This is a genomic window from Aeromonas media (assembly GCF_000819985.1).
Lineage (GTDB): Bacteria > Pseudomonadota > Gammaproteobacteria > Enterobacterales > Aeromonadaceae > Aeromonas > Aeromonas media.
On the sequence record NZ_CDBZ01000010.1, the window covers coordinates 33,817 to 59,688 of the forward strand.

The following is a 25,872-nucleotide window of genomic DNA, read 5'->3' on the forward strand; positions in this document are numbered from 1 at the left end:
CATTCAAATAATATGCAGTTCTTTTGCTGACATCAGATACCAACTTTAGGGGGCACAGTCCGGAACGACCTGTTATTTGGCGGCTTGGCTATCCTGCCTAAGCGATGTAGGAATGGTAATCAGGATCTTGAGCGGTTGTTAGCGAGATAAACTGGCCTATATGTTCAAAAAAAATGAACAAAATATAAGCGAGTGACCGCCCCAGACTCCAGGGTGTAAGCCGATACGGCCATAGAAAGCGGCGATTGACACCGGATTGTCATCTGAAGCGCTTAGGGTGCAACCTTATTTTCAATATGGTTCAAGGATGACTATGTTCCGCCTCTCTTCCCTCGCGCTCTCTGCCGGTCTGGCTATGACACTGCTGACCGGTTGCAACTCGGATAACGACTCCTCTTCGGCCACCGGGTCCGACTACCAGTACAGTACCAAGGCTGTCTATGTCGCTCGCCAGGATGCGGGCAGTTATGAAGCGGCGTCAGCCGGCTTCACCCCCGTCTTCACCGAACTGGTTGCCCGACATGGCTCCCGTTCCCTGTCCAGCCCCAAGTATGACGTGCTGACCAGGCAAATCTGGGATGCGGCTTCCCGGCAGGGGGCGCTGACCGATCTAGGTCAGAAGCTTGGCGCCAAGGTGGACGCGGTCACCGCAGCCAACCGGCAATTGGGCTATGGCCTGCTCTCTGCGGTCGGCAAGGAGGAACATGCCCTGCTGGCGACCCGTCTGGCCGAGCGGCTGCCGGCCCTGCTCGGCAAGGGAGGTGTGCCCGGTTGTATCCGGGTCGAGACCTCGGGCAAGGACAGAGCCAACGAGAGCGCCTACTACTTCATGGAGAGCCTGGCCAAACGGGTCGATTTCATCACTGACAGCAAGGCTTGTTACGTGAGCCAGCAGACCCCCTCCGAGATCGACAAGGGGCTGCGCAACAAGTTCGAGCTCTACTTCCACAAGACGGAGCCGGAAGGGGATTACCTCCAGTACCTGCCCGCCTTCCAGGCCTATATGGCGTTCGTCGGGGATGAGGAGGCGGGCGTGTCCCCGGCGCCCGAGCTGAGCGAAGCGCTCGGTGGCCTCAAGACCCTGCCCCAGACCCGGGTGATGGCGCGCGAGATGCTTGAACGCCTCTACAGCAAGGCGTTCGTCGACGAGCTGGCTGCCGGCGTCGAATATGTGGCGGTGAACCCGGAAGATGGTGACAAGACCTATGTGCGTGACGAGGTGGATGCCGCCCTCATGCTCTACAACCTCTTCATCATTGGCCCGGGGATGATCCGCGAGGCGCAGGCGCAAGGGGCACCCTGGGATCTGGAGCAGTTCATCACCCCGGAGGAGTCGGCCTGGTTCTCCTACCTCTCCGATGCCGAGGACTTCTACGAGAAGGGGCCGAGCCTTGCCAGCCAGCGCGCTACCTACGCCGTGGCCCAGCCCCTGCTCGACGGCCTGTTCGACGAGGTGCAGACCCAGGTGGTCGAAGGGGCCGGCGAGCACGTCGCCAAGCTGCGCTTTGCCCATGCCGAGACCTTGATCCCGCTGGCGGCACTGATGCAGCTGGAAGGCAGCCGTCAGAGCGCCCAGCCTGGCGTGCTGATGAGTCAGGCCAACAACGAATGGCGCGGCGGCTGGGTCTCTCCTTATGCGGCCAACATCCAGTGGGACGTTTACCGTAACGACGCAGGCCGGGTGCTGGTGAAGATGCTCTACAACGAGAAGGAGCTTGCCTTCAAGGCCGGTTGCTCTCCCATCGCGGTCGGCAGCTTCTTCTATGACTTCGGCGAGCTCAAGCGTTGCTACGGTTATCCGTCCTGACACCCGCCCCTTGCCTTTGATAGAGCGGGCCTGTCATCACAGGCCCGCTCTGTTTGGCGGCGTCACACCGGGTCGACGCGTCGTCGTCCTCCATGCCAGGTAGTGCCCATGGATGCGGCTATGATGGCGGCTATCCCGAGCCACTGGGTCGGAGGCAGTTGCTCCCCCAGCCACAACAATCCCATCAGGGCGCCCATGGCGGGCTCGCCGCTGGTCAGGATGCCGTAGCTCTTGAGCGGCAACCGACGCAGGGCAAACATCTCGAGGGAGTAGGGAATGGCACTGGAGAGCAGCCCCACCCCGGCGATGGTCAGCACCACGGGGAGGGTGAAAGTGACCTCGCTCGCCCCACCGAGGCCGAAGGGCAGCACCAGCAGGGTGCCCACCCACATGCCCAGCGCCGGCGCCTGCGCCCCCAGCAGGGCTCCTGCCCGCTTGCCGGTCAGCATGTAGAGCCCCCAGAACACCCCGGCCCCGAGCGCCAACGCCGCCCCCAGGGGATCGAGGGTCTGTTCGGCCGCCCGCAGCGGCAGCAACAACAGCAGGCCGACGATGGCCAGCGCCAGCCAGAGGAAGTCTGCCCGATGGCGGGAGCCGAGCAGCGCCACCGTCAAGGGGCCGATGAACTCGATGGCCAGCGCCACGCCGAGGGGGATCCGCTCGATCGCCAGATAGAAGAGCAGGTTCATGGCCCCAAGCGACAGCCCATAGGGGATGGCCCCCAGCAGGGTGCGCCGATCGAGGGGCATTCGCCAGAGACGAAACACCAGCGAGAGGAGCAGGGCGGCGCATCCCAGCCGGAACAGGGTCGTGCCTGCGGCTCCCAGCAGGGGGAACAAGGACTTGGCCAGGGAGGCGCCCAGGGTGATCGACAGCATGGCGAGGATGACCGCCAACAGGGAGGAGAGGGGGGTGGCGTTTGGCGGCATCTCGTTCACACCTGAGCAGGGAAAGGGAAGTAAAATATATCTGGCGATAGCCGTAATCTCAGTCTAAAACTGGACCTATTCGATAATTTTTATCTCTCTATCCCCATGACCGATAAGTTCGATCTGCTCATCCTCGCCGAGCTGCAACAGGATGCCCGTCTGCCCACGCCGGAGCTGGCCCACAGGGTCGGTCTTTCCGCCCCTGCCTGCTATCGCCGCGTTCGCGCCTTGCGGGAGTCGGGTCTCATCGAGCGGGAGGTGGCGTTGGTGGCCCCGGCGACCATGGGCTGGCCTATCACCATGCTGGTGCTTGTCACCCTGGAGCGGGATCACGGCCGTATCGTCGATGAGATGATTGGCGTTCTGAAAGGGGAGCCTGAGGTGATGGACCTCTGGTATGTGACGGGGGAGCAGGACTTCGTGCTGCAGGTCGCCGCCAGGGACATGGCGAGCTACGAGCAGTTCACCCGGCGGGTGCTGCATGCCAGGGAGCAGGTGCGCAGCTTCAAGACCCTGGTGGTCATGGGGCAGCACAAGCGTTGCGGCGCCTTGCTGCCAGGGTGAGGAAAGATGAGGGTGCCGCCGCCTTTCCCGGAATCAAAGGAGCGCGAAGGGGCCGTCAGGAAAACTAAAAGGGCAGGTACTACCTGCCCCTCTGTGTCAGTCGGGCTCCCCAGCAGCCAGCTCATCTGCCGTCATGGGCCGCAGCACTCTGCAGGGGTTGCCTACCGCGACCACCCCCGCCGGAATATCCCTGGTGACTACGGATCCCGCGCCGATGACGCTGTTGTCACCTATGGTGACGCCGGGGCAGATGACGACGCTGCCACCGATCCAGACGTTGTGGCCGATCCGCACCGGCTTGCCGAACTCCACCCCCTTGATGCGCGGCGCCACCGCCACCGGGTGGGCTGCGGTGTAGATCTGCACCCCGGGGGCCAGCAGCACGTTGTCACCTATGTGTACCTCGCACACGTCGAGAATGGTGCACCCCACGTTGGCGTAGAAGTTTTCGCCGACGAAGATGTTGGCACCATAGTCGCAGAAGAACGGCGGATTGATGGCGCACTCTTTGCCACGGCCGCCCAGCAGTTCATGGAGCAGGGCATCCCGTGCCGGCTTCTCCTGCCAGCTGGTGTTGAAGCTGTGATAGAGCCTGCGGCAGCGCTCCCGCGCCGCCCTGAGTTCGGGGTCACCCGCATCATAGGGCTCCCCCGCCACCATCTTCTGCCACTCGGGGCAACGCTCGGCTGCCCGCTGCGCTGTGATTGTCTCAGCCATCATTGCTCCATCAACCAGATCAGGGATTCGTAAGGGCGCAGCTCGCAGGATTGCGGGCGGGCAGGACTGTCGGGGTAGTTGCCAAGCAGCAAGCGGCCTTCGCCGGTTTGCAGCTCGGCAGGCAGCGCAAACTCCACCGGCTCGCCGTAGAAGTTGCTCACCACCAGCAGGGTCTGGCCGTTGGCACTGCGGGTATAGGCCCAGATCTGCTCATTTCCCGCCAGCAGCTCCTGATAATCCCCCTGCGTGAAGATGGGGTGCGCCTTGCGAAGGGCGATGAGATCCCGGTAGTGCCAGAACACCGAATCCGGGTCGGCCAGCGCCGCCTCGGCGTTGATCTCGGGGTAGTTGGCGGCGGGTTTGAGCCAGGGCGAACCTTGGGTGAAGCCTGCGTTGGGGGCCGCGCTCCACTGCATGGGCGTGCGGGAGTTGTCTCTGGACTTGGCCGCCAGAATGGCGAGGATCTCGGCCTCGCTCATCCCCTCCGCCTGCTTGATGGCGAAGATGTTGCGGCTCTCCACATCCTGATAGTCGTCGATGTGCTGATAGCCGGGGTTGGTCATGCCGATCTCCTCCCCCTGATAGATGTAGGGCGTGCCCTGCAACCCGTGCAAGGTGCTAGCCAGCATCTTGGCGGCCACCACTCGATGTTCACCCTCATCACCGAAGCGAGAGACGATGCGCGGCTGATCGTGGTTGCACCAGAACAGCGCCGACCAGCCCTTGCCGTGCATGCCGCTCTGCCAGTGGTTGAAGATGCGCTTGAGCTCGAGGAAATCGAACGGCGCCTTGGTCCACTTGTCGCCGTTGGGGTAATCCACCTTGAGGTGGTGGAAGTTGAACACCATGGAGAGCTCGGAGCCGTCCAGCGCGCCGTAGCGCTGGCAGTGCTCCAGCGAGGTAGAGGACATCTCCCCTACCGTCATGGCCCCCACGGGGGCGAAGACGTCGCGGCTCACATCCTGAAGAAATTCGTGGATGCGCGGCCCGTCGGTGTAGAAGCGGCGGCCATCCCCCACCTCGTCACTCGGGAAGCGCTGATCCTTGGAGATGAGGTTGATGACGTCGAGACGGAAACCGTCGACCCCCTTCTTCGCCCAGAAGTGGATGATGTTTTTGACCTCGGCGCGCACGGCCGGGTTTTCCCAGTTGAGATCCGCCTGCTCGCGGGCAAAGAGGTGCAGGTAGTACTGACCGGTGGCCGGGTCCAGCTCCCAGGCGCTGCCGCCAAACTTGGATTGCCAGTTGTTCGGTACGCCGCCTTCTACCGGGTCTTTCCAGATGTAGTAGTCGCGATAGGGGCTGTTCTTGTCACCCAGCGCCGACTTGAACCAGGCGTGCTCGGTGGAGGTGTGGTTGACCACTATATCCATCACGATGCGGATGCCGCGCCCGTGGGCGGCGGCCAGCAGCGCCTCGAAATCTTCCATGGTGCCGTAGGCCGGGTCTATGGCCAGGTAGTCGGCGATGTCGTAGCCGTTGTCCACCTGGGGGGAGACGTAGACGGGGGTCAGCCAGAGGGCGTCGATGCCGAGGGTCTTGAGGTAGTCGAGGCGGGCCATGATCCCCTTGAGATCACCGGTGCCACGGGCGCCGGAGTCCTGAAAGCTCTTGGGGTAGATCTGGTAAATCACGGCGCTTTGCCACCAGGGTGTCTGTGTCATGGTTGGTTCGCTCATTGGTTGAAACTGGTTGGAACAGGGCAAAGAAAAAGGACGGAGCCAGGGCTCCGCCGATGTTGTGTGGATCAGGCGGTCGCCAGGTCCAGCTTGCCGGCCGCCTGCTGGCGCTTGTAGACCAGCAGGGTCAGCACCACGGGCACCACTATGGCCACCAGCATGGCGACGGCGTAGATGCCCCAGTATTGCGGCTGGATGGAGAGGATGCCCGGCAGGCCACCCACGCCGATGCCGTTGGCCATCACGCCGCTGAAGCCGCAGATGAGAGCCGCGAGGCTGGAGCCCACCATGGCGCACAGCATGGGGAACTTGTACTTGAGGTTGATGCCGTACATGGCTGGCTCGGTCACCCCGAGGTAGGCGGAGATGGCGGCCGGGACCGAGATCTCCCGCTCATTCTCCTTGCGGCTGATCAGGATGATCCCCACCACGGCAGAGGCCTGGGCTATGTTGGAGAGCGCGATCAGCGGCCAGATGGGGGTGCCTCCCATGCTCTGCATCAGTTGCAAGTCCACCGCGTTGGTGGTGTGGTGGATGCCGGTGATGACCAGGGGCGCATAGAGGAAGCCGAACAGGGCAGCGCCGATGGGGGCGAAGGAACCTGTCATGGCGGCCTTGGCGGCGAAGCCGACACCCTCACCAATCCAGCGACCGAAGGGGCCGATGAAGGCGTGGGCCACGATCACCGCCAGCAGCAGGGAGATGAAGGGCACTATCACCAGGTAGAGGTAAGCCGGAATGATGCGCTTGAGGTTGGTCTCTACCCAGGCGAGGAAGACACCCGCCAGCAGGGCCGGAATGACCTGGGCCTGATAGCCCACCTTCTGGATGACGAACAGGCCGAAGTCCCACACTTCCGGGGTCTGCTGACCGATGCCATAGGCGTTCATCAGCTGCGGCGAGACCAGGGTGATGCCCAGCACTATGCCGAGGATCTCGGAGCCCCCCATCTTCTTCACCGCAGACCAGCAGACACCCACCGGCAGGAAGTGGAAGATGGCCTCACCCAGCAACCAGAGGAAGGCGTGGACCTGGGCCCAGAACTGGCTGATCTCCACCAGGGTATGGGTCCCGTCGTCGAACATCTTGATGTCGCCGATGACGTTGCGAAAGCCCAGGATCAGGCCGCCGGTGATGATGGCGGGCAGCAGGGGCACGAAGATCTCCGCCAGGTGGGAGATGCCGCGCTCCAGCGGATTCATGTTGTGGCGGGCCGCCTGCTTGGCGGCGTCCTTGCTGGCGCCGCTCACCCCTATCTCCTGGGTCAGCGCTTTGTACCACTGATCCACCTCGTTGCCGATCACCACCTGGAACTGGCCGCCCTGGGTGAAGCTGCCCTTCACCGAGGGTATGGTCTCGATGGCCTTGGGGTCGGCCTTGGCCGGGTCGGCCAGCACGAACCTGAGTCGGGTCAGGCAGTGGCTGACGGTGGTGATGTTGTCCTTGCCGCCGATCCGTTCGATCAGCTGCGCCAGATGTTGTGTGTTGACTTTTGACATGAGCCTTCCCTCTGTGACTCCATGAATAATGGTCGTGTCTTTGCCGGCTGGCCAATGACCGCCCGCTTATTGGTATCGTTCCCAATCAGCATGAGGCCAGTGGTCGACATCAGCAATGGGAACGTTCCCAATTCGTGGCGCTGGTCACAAAAAGCGCAAAACACCGAGAATGGAGGTAAAGATAGACTACAGGGGCTGACAGGGGGCGATGGTGGCTCTGGGGGGCTGCCCCTCTTCAATCTGGTCGAGCAGCTGTCTGGCGGCCAGGATACCGGCGTCCTTGTAGCCGAAATCCAGGCTGAGGGTGTTGGCAAAGAGGAAAGTCAGCATGGGATTGCTGCCGAGGCCGCTGACCAGGATGTCGGTGCGACCCTGCTCCTGCAGGTATTTGGCGGCGCCTATGGCCAGGGTGTCGCTGGCGCAGACCATGGCCTGGGTGGTGGGGGTGAGCAGCTCGGCCGCGAGCCGATAGCCGCTTTGCAGACCGAGATCCCCGAGGGCGCTGTGCGGGACGCGCCCCTGCTCCCGGCAGTAGTCGAGGTAAGCCTGATGCCGACGCAGCCCAGTGGTGAGATCGCTGCGTTCCACCCCCAGATAGGCCACCTCGTCGATGCCTCGTCCCCTGAGGTGATCGAGCACGGCGCGCACCGCCCCGTCATCGTCGAAGCAGACCGACGAGAAGCCGGGGCGCTCGCGGGTCATCAGCACCAGCTTCTCCCTGAGAGGCGCCATGGCGGCATAGTCCAGATCGTTGAAGGCAAACAGGATGATGCCGTCCACCCCGCGCCGCTCCAGCACCGCCAGGTGCTCGCTCACCTTGGCGGGAGAGAACTTGCTCTCCATCAGCACGGCGTCGTAGCCGCGGGCGTAGAGGGTCTCCAGCATGCCGCGCACCGCCTGGTTCTCGGAGCTGGAGTCGAGGCGTGACACCACTATGCCAACCACCTGCTGACTCTGGCTGCGCATGGCCCGCGCCGATTTGCTCGGCACGAAACCGTGCTCTGCGATCACCGCCTCGACCCTGGCTCTGGTCTGGGCGTTGACCCTGGGATCCTGATTGAGCACCCGGGAGACGGTCGACTTGCCGACCCCGCTCAGGCGGGCGATATCGAGGATGGTCAGTTTCTTTTCCATGGGGGATCCGTGACAGGGGAGGGCGACAACCGGGATGCAGACATTGTTGTGATTAAGTCCTGTGAATACAAGCCCATGGCGTTAGAATGCCAATTTGCCCAGGCGACTCCCCCGCCATTGCACAGGACGCGCATCATGGATCTGTTGGCAAGTCTGCACTTCTCCCTCTCCATCACGGGCCCCATCTGTCTGGTGCTGGTGCTCGGCATCTGGCTCAAGCGGCTGGGCCTCTTGCCTGACAGCTTCGTCGAGTCCGCTTCCCGCCTGGTGTTTCAGGTCACCCTGCCCGCCCTCTTGTTTCTCAGCATGGTGCGCACCGACTTTTCCACCATGCCGAGCCCCTGGCTGATCCTCTACGGCCTGCTCGGCACCCTGGCCGGTTTTCTGGTGCTCGAGCTGCTGGCGGCCCGCTTCATCAGCGAGCAGAAATTGCGGGGCATCTTCGTGCAGGGCAGCTTTCGCGGCAACATGGGGATCATGGGGCTGGCCTACGTGCAAAACGCCTACGGCCCGGAGGGCATAGGGGCCGCCGCCCTGCTGGTGGGCTCCATCACAGTGCTCTACAACATCCTCGCGGTGATCACCCTGACCCGCAGCCTGGGGGGTGGAAAAGGGATCAGGCCCATCCTCAAGGGGATCGTCAGAAATCCCCTCATCATCGCCATACTGGCGGCGCTGCCGTTTGGCCTGCTCGGCATAGAGTTGCCCCAGCTGGTGATCACCACGGGCAACTACTTCGCCAACATGACACTACCGTTGGCGCTGCTCTGCACCGGTGCCAGCCTCAACCTCAAGGCCCTGCGCGGCGGCGCCATGCTGACCGGCTGGGCGACCGCCAACCGTCTGTTCTGCATTCCCGTGCTGCTGGTGCTGGGGGCCTGGGCGCTCGGTTTCAACACCCAGGCCCTCGGCATCCTGTTTCTCATCAGCTCCACCCCCACCGCAGCCGCCAGCTATGTGATGACCCGTGCCATGGGGGGCGACAGCGCCCTGGCGGCGAACATCATCGCCACCACCACGCTCGGTTCGCTGGTGACCACCAGCCTGGGGGCGGCGCTGATGAACTATCTGGGGCTGATGGGATAGCCCTTCAGCCCAGCCGCTCGCGTTCCTGCTCCAGCACCATCTTCTCGTGGGCCAGGAAGAAGGGGCGGTAGAGCACATAGCTGTTGAGGATGCAGACCAGGCTCATCAGGCCATTGCTCCAACTGCCGTTGGCCGCCCAGGCGGCGCCCAGCGGGGAGGGCATGGACCAGGGCAGCAGGGCGATGAACTTGTCGAGGAAACCCCACTGGGTCAGTTGCCAGGCGATCACCGCATTGATCAGGGGAACGCCGATAAAGGGCAGGAAAAACAACGGATTCATGATGATGGGAAAACCGAACAGCAGCGGCTCGTTGATGTTGAACATGGAGGGGATGAACCCCAGCTTGCCCACCGACTGGATGGAGTGGCTGCGGCTGCGCATGGCCATGAACACCAGAGGCAAGGTAGTCCCAATCCCCCCGATCAGCAGGTAGTAGTCCCAGAACCCTTGCAGGAAGATGTGGGGCAGGGGCTCTCCCGCCATCAGCGCGGCCTGGTTGGCGCTCACCCCGGCCATCCAGAAGGGTGACAGCAAACCGGTCACTATCAGGGCGCCGTGGATCCCCATGAACCAGAGCAGATGGGCAATCAGCAGGGTGATCAGCAGGGCTGGCAGGGTGTCGGCACCCACGATCAGGGGCCGGAACAGGGCGGCCATGAAGTCAGGCAGGCTGATCCCGAACTGCTGCTGCAACCAGAGCCGCAGCAGGCTCAGCGAAAGCATGATGAACAGCAGCGGCACGATCAGCTGAAAGCCCCGCCGCGTCATCACCGGCACCTCATCCGGCATCTGGATGTACCAGCCCCGGCGATAGAAGAACCGGGTCACCTCCACCGAGTAGAAAGCCATCAGCAGGGCCGTGAAGATTCCGGCGCCCCCCAGATAACCAAATACACCGGGCTGCAGCGAGCGAAAGTCGATCAGCATCAGGAACGCCATGCAGCCCCCCAGACCGCACAGACGCTCGGGCATCTCGTATGCCTTGGCGAGGCTGGACGCCGCGCCGAAGGCGATGATCAGTGCCACCAGCCCCAGGGTGTGGGAGTAGACGGGAAACAGGAAGGGATGCAGCGCCCGCGCCAGCCAGTGCAACCACTGCCCAAAGGCGTGCGGCGTGTCGGGGGCGATGGGAGGATAGAGAATGGGGACCAGCAGGCTGCCGACGATGACGAAGGGCATGGCCAGTTGAAAACCATCGCGCAACGAGAGCACATGGCGACTGCGGGTCAGCCAGTTGGCAAACGGTACCATGCGCTGCTCTATCATGCCGACCAGCATTGCCATCCATTGCAGATTCATCACGTTATTCGGTTCCTTGTCATCCTGATACCCCTTGTCATGATGGGGCTTGGACGCCATTTTGACGGCTTTGCGGTTTTGTTTCCGTAATATCCGCGACCATTTTGCCATTTCATTACCTCGCTCACACTTCCCGACCCTTTGAATCGGAAAATGCCGATCCCGCTCACACATCAATGGATTTAATTTGGAAACCGGTTTCCAAATTAAATCCATCCGATCCAGAATGCGCCATCCGTTACGAACGTCTGGAGAATCGGGAAATGAAAAAAATCATGTTGTGCTGCTCTTCCGGCATGTCCACCAGCCTGCTGGTCAAGAAGATGAAAGAGGAGGCGGACAAGCGGGGATTGGACGCCGAGATACAGGCCTTCGGGGCGGCAGAGTTCGATCTGCAGATGCCCCACTACCAGGTGGTGCTGCTGGGGCCCCAGGTCAAATACATGCAAGCCGAGCTGCAGCAGCGTGCCGCAGCCCACGGCGTACCGGTCGACACCATCAACATGATGGATTACGGCATGCAACGGGGTGACAAGGTCCTCGACCACGCCCTCACCCTGATCGGCTGATGTGCAACCCCAACCAGTGAATGTCACAAGGAAACTTTCATGAACACCCTTTACGAGCGTTTTGTCAGTACCATAGAGAACCGGGTCAGCCCCCTGGCCGGGCGGATTGGCCAGCAGAAATACGTGCAGGCGATCCGTGACGGCTTCATCGCCGCCTTGCCCTTCATGATCGTCGGCAGCTTCATGCTGGTGTTCATCTTTCCCCCCTTCTCACCCCAGACCCAGTGGGGCTTCGCCCGCGCCTGGCTCGACTTCTCGTCGACCTACCAGCCGCAGCTGTTGCTGCCGTTCCAGCTGAGCATGGGGCTGATGACTCTGTTCATCTCGGTGGGAATAGGCGCCAGCCTGGCCCGCCAGAACGGGCTGGATCCGGTCACCACGGGTCTGCTCTGCCTGATGTCCTTCATGCTGGTGGCCGCGCCGGTCAAGGATGGCGCCATCTCCATGCAGTACTTCTCCGGCCAGGGGATCTTCACGGCCCTGATCACCGCCATCTATGCGGCCGAGGTCTATGCCTTCCTCAAGCGCAACAACATCACCATCAAGCTGCCGCCCCAGGTGCCGACCGGTGTCGCCCGCTCCTTCGAGGTGTTGATCCCGGTGCTGGTGATCATCCTGACCCTGCATCCCCTCAACCTGCTGCTGGAAAACAGCACCGGCATGATACTGCCGGAAGCCATCATGTCGCTGGTCAAGCCGCTGGTGGCCGCCTCCGACTCCCTGCCTGCCATGCTGCTGGCGGTGCTGGTGTGTCAGATCCTCTGGTTCGCCGGGATCCACGGTGCCCTGATCGTCACCGGCATCATGAACCCGTTCTGGATGGCCAACCTGGCCAGCAACCAGGCCGCCATGGCGGCGGGTGAGGCGTTGCCCCACATCTTCCTGCAGGGCTTCTGGGATCACTATCTGCTGATCGGCGGCGTCGGCTCCACCCTGCCGCTGGCCTTCCAGCTACTGCGCAGCAAGGCGGCGCACCTGAGATCCATCGGCAAGATGGGCGTGGTGCCGGGCCTGTTCAACATCAACGAGCCGATCCTGTTCGGTGCCCCCATCGTCATGAACCCGGTCTTCTTCCTGCCCTTCATCCTGGTGCCGATGATCAACGCCACCCTGGCCTGGTTTGCCCTGGATCTTGGTCTGGTTGAGCGGGTGGTGTCGCTCACCCCCTGGACCACACCGGGCCCCATCGGTGCCTCCTGGGCCGCCAACTGGGCCATCAGTCCCATGGTGCTGAGCCTGCTGTGCATGTGTTCCGCCGCGGCCATGTATTACCCCTTCCTGAAGGCCTATGAGCACACTTTGCTCAAGCAGGAAGAACGGACTGACTCGAAAGAACCGACACTGGCGGCCGTTGCCAGCCGTTGATTGCCTGCGGGGCCGCCAGGCGGCCTCTTTTTTCAAGCTTGGAGTAACACGAGATGCAATACCGTTTTCCTGAACAGTTCTGGTGGGGCAGCGCCTCGTCTGCCGCCCAGGCGGAAGGTGCCAGCCAGCAAGGGGGCAAGGCGCCCACCATCTGGGATCACTGGTTCGAGCAGTCCCCCCATCGCTTCCATCAGCAGATTGGGCCGGCGCAGACCTCCGGTTTTTATGAGCATTTTCGCGATGATATCCGCCTGCTGAAGCAGCTTGGCCACAACAGTTTCCGCACCTCCATCGCCTGGTCGCGGTTGATCCCGGCGGGACGGGGAGAACCCAACCCACAGGCCGTCGCCTTCTACGACGCCATGCTCGACGAGCTCAAGGCCGAGGGGATAGAGCCCTTCATCTGCCTGTTCCACTTCGACATGCCGATGAGCATGCAGGCGCTGGGTGGCTGGGAGAGTCGGGAGGTGGTCGCCGCTTACGCCGACTTCGCCGACACCTGCTTCAGGCTGTTCGGTCACAAGGTCAAGCACTGGTTCACCTTCAACGAGCCGATCGTGCCGGTGGAGGGGGGCTACCTCTACGACTTCCACTATCCGAACGTGGTGGATTTTCGCCGCGCCGCCACCGTGGCCTATCACACCATGCTGGCTCATGCCACGGCGGTGCAGCGTTACCGGGCCCTCGGTCAGGATGGCCAGATCGGCATCATCCTGAACCTGACCCCCTCCTATCCGCGCTCACAACACCCGGCAGATCTGAAGGCGGCCAACATCGCCGACCTGATGTTCAACCGCAGCTTTCTGGATCCGGCGGTCAAGGGGGAATACCCCGCCGAACTGGTCGAACTGCTGCGCGAATACGATCAGCTGCCGGTCTGCGAGCAGGGGGACAAGGCCCTGCTGGCGGCGGGCAAGATCGACCTGCTGGGGGTCAACTACTACCAGCCGCGCCGGATCAAGGCGCGCAGCCACGCGGTCAACCCTGCCAGCCCCTTCATGCCGGAGTGGTTCTTCGATTACTACGAGATGCCGGGCCGCAAGATGAACCCGCACCGGGGCTGGGAGATCTACGAGCAGGGGATCTACGACATCCTGGTCAACCTGCGTGACCACTACGGCAACATCCCGAGCTACATCTCGGAGAACGGCATGGGGGTCGAGGGGGAGGCCAAGTTCAAGGGCGAGAATGGCCAGATCCAGGATGACTACCGCATCGGCTTCATCCGGGATCACCTCATCTGGCTGCACAAGGCGCTGGAAGAAGGCTGCCAGTGCCGGGGTTATCACCTCTGGACCTTCATCGACAACTGGTCCTGGAGCAACGCCTACAAGAACCGCTATGGCTTCGTCGAACTGGAGCTGGAGAGCCAGACCCGGCGCATCAAGAAGAGCGGCCAGTGGTTTGCCACCGCCGCCCGCGAGCATGGCTTCGACTGATTATTCCGTCAGTCGACCCGTATAAAGAAAGCGCGCCAGCCCAAGGGCCGGCGCCCATCACCAAGGAGTGTGTATGCTCGATCTGGAAGAGACCGTCATGGGGCTCATCATCAACGCCGGCATGAGCCGCAGCCTCTGCTTCGAGGCGCTGCGTCAGGCCAGGGCCGGCCAGTTTGCCGAAGCAGATGATCTGTTGCGTCAAGCCGCCGAGGCCGCCAACGCCGCCCACGCGGTGCAGACCCGGCTGATCGAGGCAGATGAGGGGGAGGGCAAGATCCCGGTCACGCTGATCCTGGTGCATGCCCAGGATCACCTGATGACCGCCATGCTGGCCCGGGAGCTGGTCACCGAGCTCATCGAGCTGCACCGCAAGCTGGCCGCCTGAGGAAGACGATCATGTTGCGACTCGGACTCGACATCGGCGGCACCAAGATCGAGGCTCAACTGCTCGATGGCCTGGGCGTCAGCCTGCTGTGCAAGCGTATCGCGACCCCGACCACGGGGTACGTCGATTTCCTGGTGGCCATCACCGATCTGGTGAACGAGATACGCCAGGAACTGGATGGTTCCTTCACCATAGGCATAGGGCTGCCCGGGGCGATCGACCCGCAGACGGGGAGGATCAAGAATGCCAACTGCCTGTTTCTCAACGGACAAGACCTCAAAGGAGACTTGACCAAGGCGCTGGGCCAGCCGGTCTGGCTCGCCAATGATGCCGACTGTTTCGCCCTGTCGGAGGCCGTCGACGGGGCGGGAGAGGCGGGCAGGGTAGTATTCGGCATCATCCTCGGCACCGGCTGTGGTGGCGGGCTGGTGGTCAATCGCCAACTCATCGTCGGCCCCAACGCCATCACCGGAGAGTGGGGACACAACCCTCTGCCCGGCTATGACCCGGCTCTGGATGGCCCGAGCCAGCCCTGCTACTGCGGCCGCGACAACTGCATCGAGCGGTTCGTCTCCGGGACAGGATTTGCCGGCCGGTTCGTGGAGCGCCACGGCCGAGGACTGTCGCCGATCGGTATCATCACGGCCGCCGCCGAGGGGGATGTGGAGGCCGAGGCCCACTATGACCACTTCATCCAGGCTCTGGCCCGCAGCGTCGCCAGCCTGATCAACGTGCTGGACCCGGATGTCATCGTGCTGGGAGGAGGTCTTTCCAACATAGATCGCCTCTATCTGGATTTGCCCCAAGCACTGACGCCCTACCTGTTTTCGGATCGCTGCATCACCCCCATGGTGCCTGCCCGTTACGGGGACAGCAGCGGGGTTCGCGGCGCCGCCTGGCTGCCGAGCTGCGTCGAAGGAGCCACCACATGGGCCATCTGAACCCTGGCCGCAGGGAGAGCACCGACTCGCCTCCCCCGGCAGGCGACGCCTGTCAGGGGCTGAGACACTGCCTCGGGCCCTAGCCCCACCCGATTTGATCCATGCCCTTTGCCCCACATTGCGTCGCGATGGGGGAAAGGCATGCCCGAATTTGTCCTCCTCTCGGGGAGGCAGATAAATAAGTGCTTGTATATCAAAAACATAAAACTCAAGGAATGATAATAATGAAACTGACAAACCTGTCCGCCCGGCTCTTTGCCATCCTGGCCCTGAGCACCCCTTTCATGGCCAGCGCCGTGGTGGAAACCAACACGGACTTCGGGCGCCTGAGCCTGGGGGGCGATGCGGAGATCAACCTGAACGCGTCCAATACTACCCGTGGCAACGTGCTGGGGCAGACCAGCGAGACCCGCACCGATCGCTGGGACGAGGACGGTCGCCTGCTGCTGAACTTCCTCGGAGTGCGAGAATTGGAAGACGGTCGCTACGGCCAGATCCAGATCCAGCCCACCATAGGCACCAACGGTGGAGCCGGTGCCGATGACGCCTATCTGGGATTCGGCCAGCGCAGCAACTGGGGGATGAAGGTCGGCCGTTTCGAGGCCTATGACATGTTCCCGCTGGGTCAGGACATCTTCGTCGAGCACTCCGGTGACAGCGCCAACGACCTCTACTCCGATGGCAATGGTTATGTCTACATGCTGAAGGAGGGTCGTGGCCGGGCAGGAAAGGGCGGCCAGCTGCTGCTGAACAAGGAGACAGGCAACTGGTACCTGGAGCTCTCCAGCCTGATCGGGGACCGCACCAATCTGTTTGCCGGCCAGCAGTACCACGGCTATGCGCTGACCAAGGCCAAGGACTCCATCATCGTGCGTCCCGTCATCGCCTGGAAGGGGGAGAACCTCAAGGTCGCCCTGGGGGCCGAGGGCAACGTGATCAGCGACGCTATCGTCACCAGCGATGACGTCTCGGTGTCCGATCGCATGGGTTACGGCCTCACCACCAGCTGGACCCAGGATGCCCTGGTCATCAACGCCAACGCGGCCCGCATGGACGCCGAGGATGAAACCGATACCACCCTGGGCGCCAACCTGCTCTGGCACAATGCCGGCCTGGGTTACATCTATGCCATCAACGACATCAGCAGCGCCAATCTGAACAACCCCAACGCCGACTTCGGCAAGATGGTGGGCAAGCACACCATCAACACCGTCTATGCCTCCTACAAGATCCCGAGCGTGCTGGATCTGGACAACTTCGACATCTATCTGGGGGCCTACTGGTCCCAGCTGAATGTCGACAGCGCCGAGGTGGACAACATCGACCATTATGGTGGCCGTGTGCGCTTCAAATACTTCTTCTGACCGCCGGGGTCAGAGCTGGCAGGGGGTGGCGATGGCCACCCTTTTCCATTTGTCTCAGCAGGCAAACCTTACCGGCGGGTACTGGCCTATGTTAGGATGAACTTCTGTTAACCGGTTACCGTTGATGAAGCCATGGCCAATATTACCGATGTATCGCGCCTTGCGAATGTATCCAAAGCCACCGTCTCCCGCGTCCTGAGTGGCTCGCGCGGCGTGCGTGAAGAGAGCCGGTTGGCCGTGCTGCAAGCCGCCGAGCAGCTGAATTTCCGACCCAATGCCACGGCCCGCTCCCTGGCGACCCAGGCGACGGATTGCGTGGGCATCATCCTCTCCCCCCAGCTTGGCAATCGTCTGGCCAGCATGCTGCCGCTGCTGGAAGGGGCCTTGGCCAGGGTGGGAAAGAACATGCTGGTGCGCTTCGCCGATGGGGCGCAGCAACAGCAGCAGGCGGTCGATGAACTGCTGGGAGGGCGTTGTGACGGCGTGCTGGTACTTGGTACCAAACAGCCTTTGAATCCGGACTCGCGCCTCATTCAGCTGGATGGGGTGAGTGAGAGCGACAACCTCAATCTCTGCTACGACCTGACCTTCGCCACCGAGAGCGCCTGCCGCTTCCTGCTCGGCAAGGGCCATCGCCAGCTGGTGCTGATGCTGGATGACAAGAGCTCCCCTGCGGGCAAGAGCGCCATTCAAGGCTATCAACAGGCTCTGCAGCAGCAATCTCTGCCCTATAACAGCCAGTTGGTGATCGATGGCACCGACAACCAGCAGGCGCTGCTCGGCCTGCTCAACCGCTACCTGCCTTTCACCGCGCTGGTGGTGCAGCAAGATGCCCAGGCTGCCGACGCCATGCGGCTGTTGCGCGAGTTCAACCTCCATATCCCCCAGGATGTCTCCGTCATCAGCTTGGAAGGCTCCGCCCTGGCGAGCCAGTTGACCCCACCGCTGACCTGCATCGAGTATCCAAGTGAACGGCTGGCCCAGGAGAGCGTGCGGGTGTTGCAAGCGCAACTGGCACAGAGTCTGCGACCGGCCGATGAACAGCAGAAATTCCAGGGGCGTCTGGTGGTGCGTGAGTCCGTGGTGGCCCGCTAGGGCTTGACCTTGCCGCGAGCGTCAGCTTTAGGCTGACGGCACATCAACAGAGGAGATATCCCATGACCATAGAACTCACCATTTCCGGCATGTCCTGCGGTGGCTGCGCCGCCAGCCTGCAAAAAGCCCTGCTGGCCCAGAGTGCCGTCAGCCAGGCCCAGGTGGATTTTGCCAGCAGCAAGGCCATCATCGAGAGCGAGCTGAGCAGAGCCGAGTTGATCGCGCTGATCGAAGCCAAGGGGTTCAGTGCAAAGTGATTTATCCCTATATGGGTAAAAATCAGACCAATATTCTGCTTACTTCTTTGTATTGGTGAGAGTGATCACTTAAATTTGGTTTAAAAAGGATAAAAATGCTGCAGTTTCCCCATTCAAAAGGACTGCAGCATGACCCTCCCTATCCGCAAGACCCTGATCGCCACCGTACTCGGCCTGACCCTCTCTCCCCTGGCCATGGCCCTGCCCAGCGTCCATATCCTGGCCACTGGCGGCACCATCGCCGGTGCGGGACAGTCCGCCACCCAATCCAACTATGAAGCAGGCAAGGTTGCCATCGAGACCCTGATCGCCGCCGTGCCCGAGATGAAGAACGTGGCCGAGGTGCAGGGCGAGCAGGTGGTCAAGATAGGCTCCCAGGACATGAACGACGAGGTGTGGCTCACGCTCGCCAAGCGGGTCAACGAGCTGCTGGCCAAGGACGACGTGGACGGCATCGTCATCACCCACGGCACCGACACCATGGAAGAGACCGCCTACTTCCTCAACCTGACCGTCAAGAGCGACAAGCCGGTGGTGCTGGTCGGCGCCATGCGTCCCTCCACCGCCATGAGTGCCGATGGCCCGCTCAATCTGTATAACGCCGTGGTCACCGCCTCCGACCCAGGCTCTAAGGGTCGTGGCGTCATGGTCGCCATGAACGATACCGTGCTGGATGCTCGCGATGTCACCAAGACCAACACCACAGGGGTGCAGACCTTCGCCGCCCCCAATTTCGGCCCGCTCGGCTACATCCACAACGGCAAGATCGACTACCAGCGCAGCCCTGCCCGTCTGCACACCAGCAAGACCCCGTTTGACGTGAGCAAGCTCGACAAGCTGCCGCAAGTGGGCATCGTCTACAGCTACGCCAACGCCACCGACCTGCCGGCCAAGGCGATGGTGGATGCCAAGTTCGACGGCATCGTCAGCGCCGGGGTGGGCAACGGCAACCTCTACCACACACTGTTCGACACCCTGGCCAAGGCGAGCAAGGATGGCATCCGGGTGGTGCGTTCCGCCCGCGTGCCGACCGGTGCCACCACCCTGGATGCCGAGATCGATGACGCCAAGTACGGCTTCGTGGCCGCCGGCACCCTGAACCCGCAGAAGGCACGCATTCTGCTGATGCTCTCCCTGACCCAGAGCAAGGATCCTGCCCAGATCCAGCGCTGGTTCCAGCAGTTCTGATCCCGGGGTTCAACCCGCTAACGTAAACCCATGAAAAAAGGGCAGGATCGGATCCTGCCCTTGCTCATGGCGTCATCTTCACATAGAGCGCGCCGTCAGCTCACTATCAGCCAGCCGCAGAACCCCAGGTACACCAGCCCCACGCAGGCCAGCCTGCCCGCCGTCATCCGCCCACGACTGAAACCCCACCACAGCAGTGCCACCGCCAGTAGAGTCACCAGCGAGGAGACCAGCATGGTGCTGTCGAGCAACCAGGGGGTGAACAGCAGGCAGAACGCCTTGGGAATGGTGCCCTGGATCATCATGGCACCGGAGATGTTGGCCAGCGCCAGCCGGTGTTTGCCCTGCCGCACCCAGATCAGCACGTTCATCAGCTCCGGCATCTCGGTTGCCACCGGGCTCAGCAGCAGGGCCGCCAGCACGGGAGAGAGGCCGAACAGCTCGCCCATGCTCTCCAGCTGATGAACGAACAGCTGGGCCGACAACGCCACCACCACCAGCGCTACCAGGGTCTGCAACAGCACCTTGCGAAGGGCCGGGATCTCGGCCTCGGGATCCAGCTTGAGAGGCTCTGGCAACTCGACCTCGTGGCTGTCGGTCTGTTTCAGCTCGCGCCGCACATAGACCAGATAAACCAGCACGAACAGCGGGGCCAGCCAGGTTTTGCCGGTGAAGGCCACCATGCCGAGGGCCACCGCCACCAGGAAGATGCCGGCGAACCAGGCCTGATCCCGGCCAATCTCGCGCTGTACCTCGCCATCTATGACCCTGTGTTCACGGCTCATGCACAGCAGCAGGGTCACGCCGACGGCGGCATAGCCTATGGTGGAGAGCACCAGGGGGCCACCGAGGGCGGCGCCTATCCCAATCTGCTGCTGGGCGGGGGCATCCCCCATCAACAGCGCGGTCAGGGTGACGATGCATTCGGGCAAGGCAGTGCCGAGGGCCGCCAGCAGGGAGCCGGTGGCGCTTTGGGATAACTTGAAGTGATGGCCGGTCCATTCGATACCGTTGACGAAATATTCGCAGGCCAGGTAGATGGTGACGGCAGAGAACAGGAATAACAGCAGGGTGATCAACATAATAGGCAACCGCCAGGCGAGCAGAACAACCGATGGACCCGATACGGCTCGTCCGGCTGGCTTGCGTATCGAGGCCAAAGGTCTTGCAGAGCGATAGATGTTATCGCCGCTCATGCCATGGACCGGCAGATCCAAGAATGTTGACATGAGCCCTGCCCGGATCTCGGGCGGGTTGCTACTCCCCAATGACAGTGCGGGATTTTTACCAAGAGATGGGGGCGCCCCACAAGGAAAATGGCGGCTCATCCCCCCGGCAAGTTGTAAGGGAATTTAACCACCCCACCCAGCAAATCCCTCGGATCTGCCCATAGAGATCCTGAACCCGTCCCAAGACCCTCGCCTTGGCACAGGCCTTGCTATGAGTTGACTACTGTCCACATTGACTTGGGAAGGGTGAACGATGAAACGGTGGATCCAACATTTTTACCAGCTGAATCGCCTCAACTGGCTAATGGTCTGGCTGCTGCTCTGCTGCAGCATCATACTGCTGTTCCCGGCCGGGCTGATGAAAGGCGCCGTGAGCCAGTGGGCCACGGTCCACGCCGCCTGGCTGGGGGTCGGCATGCTGATCGCCATCTCCTATTTCTGCAGCCAGGGTTTCCTGATTGCCTGGGAATGGGCCTGCGAAGAGTGGCAATCCCGCCGTCAGCAGGATCAGCTGGCCCAGATGATAGGTTTCCTCGACTTCAACGAGAAGGCGGTGTTGCGGGAGTTCGTGCTGCAACGGAAAAGCGTCATAAACCTGCCGATCACCGAGCCCGCCGTCAAAAACCTGATGGATGCCGGGGTGCTGACCTATGCCTATGGCAAGCCGGTGCGAGAGAAGGAGGACGAAAACCAGATCCGCGCCCTGATGATTGCACTGCCGGCACGGCCGCTGCTGACCTACAAGGTACTGGGGCTGTCGCGCGGCAAGATGAGCGACGAGCAGGTGGAGCAGATCATGAACGCCAGACCCAAGTTCGCCCAGAAGAGCTTCCAGCGCTGAGCCGTCACCATCCTTCATACAAAAGAGCCGGACACTGTCCGGCTCTTTGCTATTTGGCTGGGGCTACTCGGTTCTTGCCTTGAGATAACCGGCGTAGTCGGGCACCTGTACGCTGAATGCCTGCTGCATGTGCGGGCTGTCCATGATGAAGTCCGCCGTCGCTTCGTTGGTGGCGACCGGGATGTTCCAGACCGCCGCGAGACGCAGCAGCGCCTTCACGTCCGGATCGTGTGCCGCGGCATTGAGAGGATCCCAGAAGAAGATCATCACGTCGATCCTGCCCTCGGCGATGAGGGCGCCGAGCTGCTGATCGCCGCCCATGGGGCCGGAGAAGAGGCAGGTGATGGGGAGTTGTGCCTGCTTGCCGAGCAGGGTGCCCGTGGTGCCGGTCGCATAGAGGTGGTGGAGCTTGAGCTCCTCCTTGCGGCGCAGCACCCAGTTCAGCAATGGGGCTTTCATGTTGTCGTGAGCAACCAGGGCCACCCGCTTGTGGGGGGCCATCTCACGTGCAATCAGTTCCATGGAGATCATCCGTAGCAAAGTGATGGAAATAGGGCCGTATCTTAATCGAAAGCGGCGCGTGCTGCTTTGCCCTGGATCGTAACTGTGATCACTGCAATGGTTCAATCCGGCTTGGGGCAGTGCCTCGTTCGCCGGATCCGGCGGTGCGTCCCGTTCCGTGAAGGGGGTTGGCTGACTTGGGGAAACAACCCGGTTGGCCACCTGCCTGGCAGGCAGTAACGTCCGTATATTTCAAATTCATGCATGCGCTTGAAGCTGGCGGCCCAGAAAAAACCCGCCTTGGCGGGTTGGGGGCAGATCATGATGACATCCACACTCAGGATGACTCTGAATGAAGCTGGGATTGCTGGTAATTTTCCAGACCGATACGGGCGATCAGGTCGAGCTGGGTTTCCAGCCAGTCAACATGCTCCTCCTCGTCTTCCAGGATATCCTGGAACAGATCGCGGCTGACGTAATCCTGCACGGACTCGGCATAGGTGATGGCCACTTTCAGGTCGGGAATGGCATCCATTTCCAGTGACAGATCGCAGCGCAGCATCTCTTCGACGGTCTCACCGATGCGCAGCTTGCCCAGATCCTGCAAGTTGGGCAGCCCTTCCAGAAACAGCACTCGCTTGACCAACTCGTCGGCATGTTTCATCTCATCGATGGACTCATGATATTCCTTGTGCCCGAGCCCCTTAAGGCCCCAGTCATCGTAGATGCGGGCATGCAGAAAATATTGGTTGATGGCAACCAGCTCATTGGCCAGCACCTTGTTGAGGTGGGCAATGATTTTGGGATCTCCTTTCATCGACATTACTCCTCATGTTCGAGCCTAGGGCACCGATCACTAGAGCTTAGTCGAGAAAAATGACCATAAGAAGATAGCGAATAGGCCCCCCAGAAAGGGAGAGCCTTCGCTCGATGAGGTGAGGTGTCGGGAAGAGGCGCTTCAGGCCACTTCGTAATAAAGGGGCGCCTGCTCCGACTCCATCTTGTCGACTTCGGCGGCAATGATCTCCATCGCCATGCGCACGCACTTGCCACATTGGGTACCGACTTCCAGCGACTGTTTCAACTGTTTGAACTCGGTCTTGCCTGCCTGTACCGCCTTGCGGATCTGGTTATCTGTGATGCCGCGGCACAAACACACGTACATATTAATGAACCTCATGCTGGAATGAGATGAAATCTAAATGAGAATGGTTCGTAATGCAAAGAACGAATGGTAATAAGATCCCCTGCTTGCCAGTGATTCCCCCCTTGAGGAGAATACAACCATCAGAGAGGAGACCAAGATGCTCAAGAAACTATTCAATGCCCTGTTCAAAGAGCAACCTGCCCAGATAGTCGATGTCACGCCCACCGAATACGCCGGTTATCTCATTTATCCCGAACCCATGGCGGAAGGGGGGCAGTTCCGGCTTGCAGGACGCATCACCAAGGATGTGGATGGCGCCCTGCAAACTCACCGCTTCATCCGCTCCGATCTGTTCACCAACCCAGCCGACGCCGAGCGCTTCATGGTGCAAAAAGCCCATACCTTCATCGATCAGATGGGGGAGCGCATGTTTGAGCCACGGGTGAAGCCGGGCGACAGCTCATCCTCATGATCCCAGCCGAGGTGGATCTGTTGCGCCAAGGTCTCGCTCACGCCGGTGAGCGTCGCCTGATTTGGCTGGAAGGTCTCGAAGCCGATTGCATCACCCGCGCCGAACCCTTGCTGGGGGAGGTGGTCTTCTGGCTGGGAGATGGCCCCGAGCACCATGGACCGTTGCCCGCTGCCAAGGCGCTACAACGGCTCGGTCAGGAGTGCGATACCCTGGTGTTCAATGCCTTCAGCGGCTTTCATCCCGATGCGTTCGGCGCCTTGGCGGGCACGCTGCGCGCCGGTGGCCTGCTGCTGCTGCTGACGCCTCCCAGAGCGGCGTGGCCAGCCTACCCGGATCCCGACAGGTTGCGGCTGGTCGCCCAGCCCGAGGATGCCAAGCGGGCGGGTCATGGTTTTATCGCCCGCCTGGTGCGGCTGCTGACAGGGGACCCGGCCCTCTCCTTGGGCCCTCCCGTCGGCGTCGAGCCCTGGCGTCCTATTGACGCAAGCCGGCCACTCAGTGCCGATCAAGCCCGTGCGCTGCCGGCCATCCACAAAGTATTGCATGGTCATCGCCGTCGTCCGCTGGTGCTGAGCGCGGATCGTGGCCGCGGCAAGAGTGCGCTGCTGGGTCTGGCCAGCGCCGATCTGCTGCGCCAGGATCCCGGCCTGCAGATAGTGGTGACGGCTCCCGCCCAGGCGACGGTCGCCACGCTCTTTGCCCATGCCTCGGCGGCGCTGGCAGACATGCCTGAGCGGTTGACGGGGCTGACCTATGTGTCGCCAGACCGAGTCGCTCAAGGGGATGTGCAAGCGGATCTGCTGCTTGTGGATGAGGCGGCCGCCATTCCGACCCCGCTGCTGGAGGCCATCCTTGCCCATCACAGCCGCATAGTGTTCGCCACCACCGAGCACGGCTATGAAGGGACGGGGCGTGGCTTTCATCTGCGTTTCAAGCGGGTGCTCGATAGGCAAACCCCGGATTGGCAGGAGCTGCATCTGGCTGAACCCATCCGCTGGAGTCGGCATGATTCGCTAGAGCCGCTGATCTTCCGGTTGCTAGGCCTCAATGCCGACATAGTGGCACCTCAACCTCCGAAGACACCGAGCTGGCGACGGCTGGCACAGGAGGCGCTGGCCTGGGATGAGGCTCTGCTCAATCGGGTGTTCGGCCTGCTCGTCCTGGCCCATTATCAGACCAGTCCCAGCGATCTGCGGTATTTGCTGGAGAGCCCGGACCTAGACATCCACCTGCTGGAGCAGGAGAGGGAGTTGCTCGGTGTTGCCCTGGTGGCTCGGGAAGGCAACATAGCGCCAGCGCTGGCTCATGATATCTGGGCTGGGCGACGACGTCCCCGCGGCCATCTGCTGCCCCAGTCGCTGCTGGCACACGCCGGTTTCATCACGGCAGGGGAGCGCACCTATGCCAGGGTGATGCGCATTGCCATCCATCCCTCCTTGCATCGTCTGGGACTGGGTTCTTTGTTGCTGGCTCAGCTGGAAACACACTACCGCACGCAGGGATACGACTATCTGGGGTCAGCCTTCTCTGCCAGTCCTGATTTGCTGCCATTCTGGCTCAAGGCGGGGTTGACGGCATTGCGCATCGGCCTGCAGCGAGATGCGGCCAGTGGCAGCCATGCGGCCTTGTTGCTCAAACCGCTGAAAGCGGAACTCGATTCGGAACTGGCTCAATGGCGACGGCGCTTCGTGAGCCAGTTGCCCACCCTGCTGGCAGGAGAGCTCAAGGGGCTGGAGCCCGAATTGGTCTGGCTATGTCTGAGAGGTAACGTGGCCGTAGAGGTGCCCGAACTGGATGAGTTCGAGTATCAGGAGCTCGATTGCTTTGCCCATCATCACAAGCCGTTCGAGCTGTGCCAAGCCAGCCTGCAACGCTGGCTGGCCAGTCGGTTGACTGTGCTGGATGAACTGCTTCCCGACGAGCGTCGGCTGCTGATTGCCCCCATCTGGCAGTATGTGGACTGGAATGAGTTGGCAAAGACGTTGGGGGTTGCCGGCAAACCTGCACTTATCAAGATGCTGCGCAGCCTGCTGGCCCGGCTGCTGGACAAACCGGCACCCATGGCCTGATGACGGACGACATGGCCGCGGCGGTGCGAGATGACACCTGCGGTTGCTATTAGAACAAGGGGCCTGTGTGGCCCCTTCTCTTTTGTCGAGCGGCCCTGGCCGTTCGCTATCGGATATCTCCTGTGATTGTGCCATTCAGGGCGATGCCATGGGGCAATGGCCGCCGCCAGCATCCCCTCCTTCACTCTGGATAGGACGCCAACTGCTCTGACGAGTCCCTCATCGGCTGGCATAACTTTGGTTTTTTCAGAATATGGACTAATACTTGAGTGTGACTGAACGTTTAATAAATGCA

At 61.7% G+C, this 25,872-nt stretch carries 25 protein-coding genes and 1 riboswitch; of the genes, 15 read left to right on the forward strand and 10 right to left on the reverse strand.

The window, feature by feature from the left end:
• Positions 1–307 precede the first annotated feature (307 nt).
• Positions 308–1,807 carry a histidine-type phosphatase gene (locus BN1127_RS00945; protein ID WP_042648156.1) on the forward strand — a complete coding sequence of 500 codons (1,500 nt, stop codon included), beginning with the start codon at positions 308–310 and terminating at the stop codon, positions 1,805–1,807.
• Between the two features lie 62 nt (positions 1,808–1,869).
• On the opposite strand, the gene BN1127_RS00950 is transcribed toward BN1127_RS00945, so the two are convergent.
• Positions 1,870–2,736 carry an EamA family transporter gene (locus BN1127_RS00950; protein ID WP_171268572.1) on the reverse strand — a complete coding sequence of 289 codons (867 nt, stop codon included), beginning with the start codon at positions 2,734–2,736 and terminating at the stop codon, positions 1,870–1,872.
• A 105-nt stretch (positions 2,737–2,841) separates the two neighbouring features.
• Between BN1127_RS00950 and BN1127_RS00955 the strand changes: the two genes are divergently transcribed.
• Complete coding sequence (locus tag BN1127_RS00955) at positions 2,842–3,300, forward strand: Lrp/AsnC family transcriptional regulator (protein ID WP_042648158.1); 459 nt, start codon at positions 2,842–2,844, stop codon at positions 3,298–3,300.
• A 96-nt stretch (positions 3,301–3,396) separates the two neighbouring features.
• Here BN1127_RS00955 and BN1127_RS00960 read toward each other — a convergent pair whose 3' ends face one another.
• The 4 genes from BN1127_RS00960 to treR all read right to left on the reverse strand — a co-directional run bounded on the left by BN1127_RS00960 (position 3,397) and on the right by treR (position 8,329).
• Positions 3,397–4,017 carry a sugar O-acetyltransferase gene (locus BN1127_RS00960; RefSeq protein WP_042648159.1) on the reverse strand — a complete coding sequence of 207 codons (621 nt, stop codon included), beginning with the start codon at positions 4,015–4,017 and terminating at the stop codon, positions 3,397–3,399.
• Complete coding sequence (gene treC, locus BN1127_RS00965) at positions 4,017–5,681, reverse strand: alpha,alpha-phosphotrehalase (protein ID WP_042648160.1); 1,665 nt, start codon at positions 5,679–5,681, stop codon at positions 4,017–4,019. The genes BN1127_RS00960 and treC overlap by 1 nt, the downstream gene beginning before the upstream one ends.
• Before the next feature lie 83 nt (positions 5,682–5,764).
• A complete protein-coding gene (gene treB, locus BN1127_RS00970; RefSeq protein WP_042648161.1) occupies positions 5,765–7,195 on the reverse strand; it encodes a PTS trehalose transporter subunit IIBC in 1,431 nt (476 codons plus the stop codon).
• Between the two features lie 186 nt (positions 7,196–7,381).
• On the reverse strand, positions 7,382–8,329 hold the full coding sequence (gene treR, locus BN1127_RS00975; protein ID WP_042648162.1) for a trehalose operon repressor TreR: 948 nt from the start codon (positions 8,327–8,329) through the stop codon (positions 7,382–7,384).
• Between the two features lie 135 nt (positions 8,330–8,464).
• Between treR and BN1127_RS00980 the strand changes: the two genes are divergently transcribed.
• A complete protein-coding gene (locus BN1127_RS00980; protein ID WP_005323502.1) occupies positions 8,465–9,415 on the forward strand; it encodes an AEC family transporter in 951 nt (316 codons plus the stop codon).
• A 4-nt stretch (positions 9,416–9,419) separates the two neighbouring features.
• Here BN1127_RS00980 and BN1127_RS00985 read toward each other — a convergent pair whose 3' ends face one another.
• A complete protein-coding gene (locus BN1127_RS00985) occupies positions 9,420–10,715 on the reverse strand; it encodes a PTS sugar transporter subunit IIC (protein ID WP_042648163.1) in 1,296 nt (431 codons plus the stop codon).
• 263 nt (positions 10,716–10,978) lie between these two features.
• Here BN1127_RS00985 and BN1127_RS00990 point away from each other — a divergent pair, with 263 nt between their 5' ends.
• The 9 genes from BN1127_RS00990 to ansB all read left to right on the forward strand — a co-directional run bounded on the left by BN1127_RS00990 (position 10,979) and on the right by ansB (position 19,318).
• A complete protein-coding gene (locus tag BN1127_RS00990) occupies positions 10,979–11,284 on the forward strand; it encodes a PTS sugar transporter subunit IIB (protein ID WP_041204936.1) in 306 nt (101 codons plus the stop codon).
• Positions 11,285–11,323: 39 nt separating this feature from the next.
• Positions 11,324–12,649 carry a PTS sugar transporter subunit IIC gene (locus BN1127_RS00995; RefSeq protein WP_042648164.1) on the forward strand — a complete coding sequence of 442 codons (1,326 nt, stop codon included), beginning with the start codon at positions 11,324–11,326 and terminating at the stop codon, positions 12,647–12,649.
• Between the two features lie 53 nt (positions 12,650–12,702).
• On the forward strand, positions 12,703–14,088 hold the full coding sequence (locus tag BN1127_RS01000; RefSeq protein ID WP_042648165.1) for a glycoside hydrolase family 1 protein: 1,386 nt from the start codon (positions 12,703–12,705) through the stop codon (positions 14,086–14,088).
• A 73-nt stretch (positions 14,089–14,161) separates the two neighbouring features.
• Positions 14,162–14,473, forward strand: a complete 312-nt coding sequence (chbA, locus tag BN1127_RS01005; RefSeq protein ID WP_042648166.1) for a PTS N,N'-diacetylchitobiose transporter subunit IIA — start codon at positions 14,162–14,164, stop codon at positions 14,471–14,473.
• Positions 14,474–14,484: 11 nt separating this feature from the next.
• Positions 14,485–15,414, forward strand: a complete 930-nt coding sequence (locus BN1127_RS01010; protein ID WP_042648167.1) for an ROK family protein — start codon at positions 14,485–14,487, stop codon at positions 15,412–15,414.
• 224 nt (positions 15,415–15,638) lie between these two features.
• Positions 15,639–16,778 carry a carbohydrate porin gene (locus tag BN1127_RS01015; protein ID WP_042648168.1) on the forward strand — a complete coding sequence of 380 codons (1,140 nt, stop codon included), beginning with the start codon at positions 15,639–15,641 and terminating at the stop codon, positions 16,776–16,778.
• Between the two features lie 132 nt (positions 16,779–16,910).
• On the forward strand, positions 16,911–17,873 hold the full coding sequence (locus BN1127_RS01020; protein WP_042648169.1) for a LacI family DNA-binding transcriptional regulator: 963 nt from the start codon (positions 16,911–16,913) through the stop codon (positions 17,871–17,873).
• A 62-nt stretch (positions 17,874–17,935) separates the two neighbouring features.
• On the forward strand, positions 17,936–18,130 hold the full coding sequence (locus BN1127_RS01025) for a heavy-metal-associated domain-containing protein (RefSeq protein ID WP_042648170.1): 195 nt from the start codon (positions 17,936–17,938) through the stop codon (positions 18,128–18,130).
• A 129-nt stretch (positions 18,131–18,259) separates the two neighbouring features.
• Positions 18,260–19,318: an L-asparaginase 2 gene (gene ansB / locus BN1127_RS01030; RefSeq protein ID WP_042648171.1), complete on the forward strand. Its 1,059-nt coding sequence runs from the start codon at positions 18,260–18,262 to the stop codon at positions 19,316–19,318.
• A gap of 95 nt (positions 19,319–19,413) precedes the next feature.
• On the opposite strand, the gene BN1127_RS01035 is transcribed toward ansB, so the two are convergent.
• Positions 19,414–20,400, reverse strand: coding sequence for a sodium:calcium antiporter (locus BN1127_RS01035; protein WP_042648172.1), 987 nt, complete (start codon positions 20,398–20,400; stop codon positions 19,414–19,416).
• A gap of 88 nt (positions 20,401–20,488) precedes the next feature.
• Positions 20,489–20,596: riboswitch (yybP-ykoY riboswitch) on the reverse strand.
• Positions 20,597–20,800: 204 nt separating this feature from the next.
• On the opposite strand from BN1127_RS01035, the gene BN1127_RS01040 reads away from it, so the two are divergent.
• Entirely contained in the window at positions 20,801–21,388 is a 588-nt protein-coding gene (locus BN1127_RS01040) for a superinfection exclusion B family protein (protein ID WP_005330454.1), read from the forward strand.
• 63 nt (positions 21,389–21,451) lie between these two features.
• Here the strand turns inward: BN1127_RS01040 and BN1127_RS01045 are convergent, their stop codons facing one another.
• The 3 genes from BN1127_RS01045 to BN1127_RS01055 all read right to left on the reverse strand — a co-directional run bounded on the left by BN1127_RS01045 (position 21,452) and on the right by BN1127_RS01055 (position 23,054).
• Complete coding sequence (locus BN1127_RS01045) at positions 21,452–21,910, reverse strand: methylglyoxal synthase (RefSeq protein WP_041204943.1); 459 nt, start codon at positions 21,908–21,910, stop codon at positions 21,452–21,454.
• A 316-nt stretch (positions 21,911–22,226) separates the two neighbouring features.
• Positions 22,227–22,706 (reverse strand): bacterioferritin, encoded by a 480-nt coding sequence (gene bfr, locus BN1127_RS01050; protein WP_041204945.1) that lies wholly within the window; start codon positions 22,704–22,706, stop codon positions 22,227–22,229.
• A gap of 141 nt (positions 22,707–22,847) precedes the next feature.
• Positions 22,848–23,054 carry a bacterioferritin-associated ferredoxin gene (locus tag BN1127_RS01055; protein ID WP_041204947.1) on the reverse strand — a complete coding sequence of 69 codons (207 nt, stop codon included), beginning with the start codon at positions 23,052–23,054 and terminating at the stop codon, positions 22,848–22,850.
• Positions 23,055–23,193: 139 nt separating this feature from the next.
• Here BN1127_RS01055 and BN1127_RS01060 point away from each other — a divergent pair, with 139 nt between their 5' ends.
• Together BN1127_RS01060 and BN1127_RS01065 are read left to right on the forward strand one after the other, a co-directional pair.
• Positions 23,194–23,508 carry an HlyU family transcriptional regulator gene (locus BN1127_RS01060; RefSeq protein WP_042648173.1) on the forward strand — a complete coding sequence of 105 codons (315 nt, stop codon included), beginning with the start codon at positions 23,194–23,196 and terminating at the stop codon, positions 23,506–23,508.
• A complete protein-coding gene (locus BN1127_RS01065; RefSeq protein WP_042648174.1) occupies positions 23,505–25,577 on the forward strand; it encodes a tRNA(Met) cytidine acetyltransferase TmcA in 2,073 nt (690 codons plus the stop codon). Before BN1127_RS01060 ends, BN1127_RS01065 begins: the two co-directional genes overlap by 4 nt.
• Positions 25,578–25,872 lie beyond the last annotated feature (295 nt).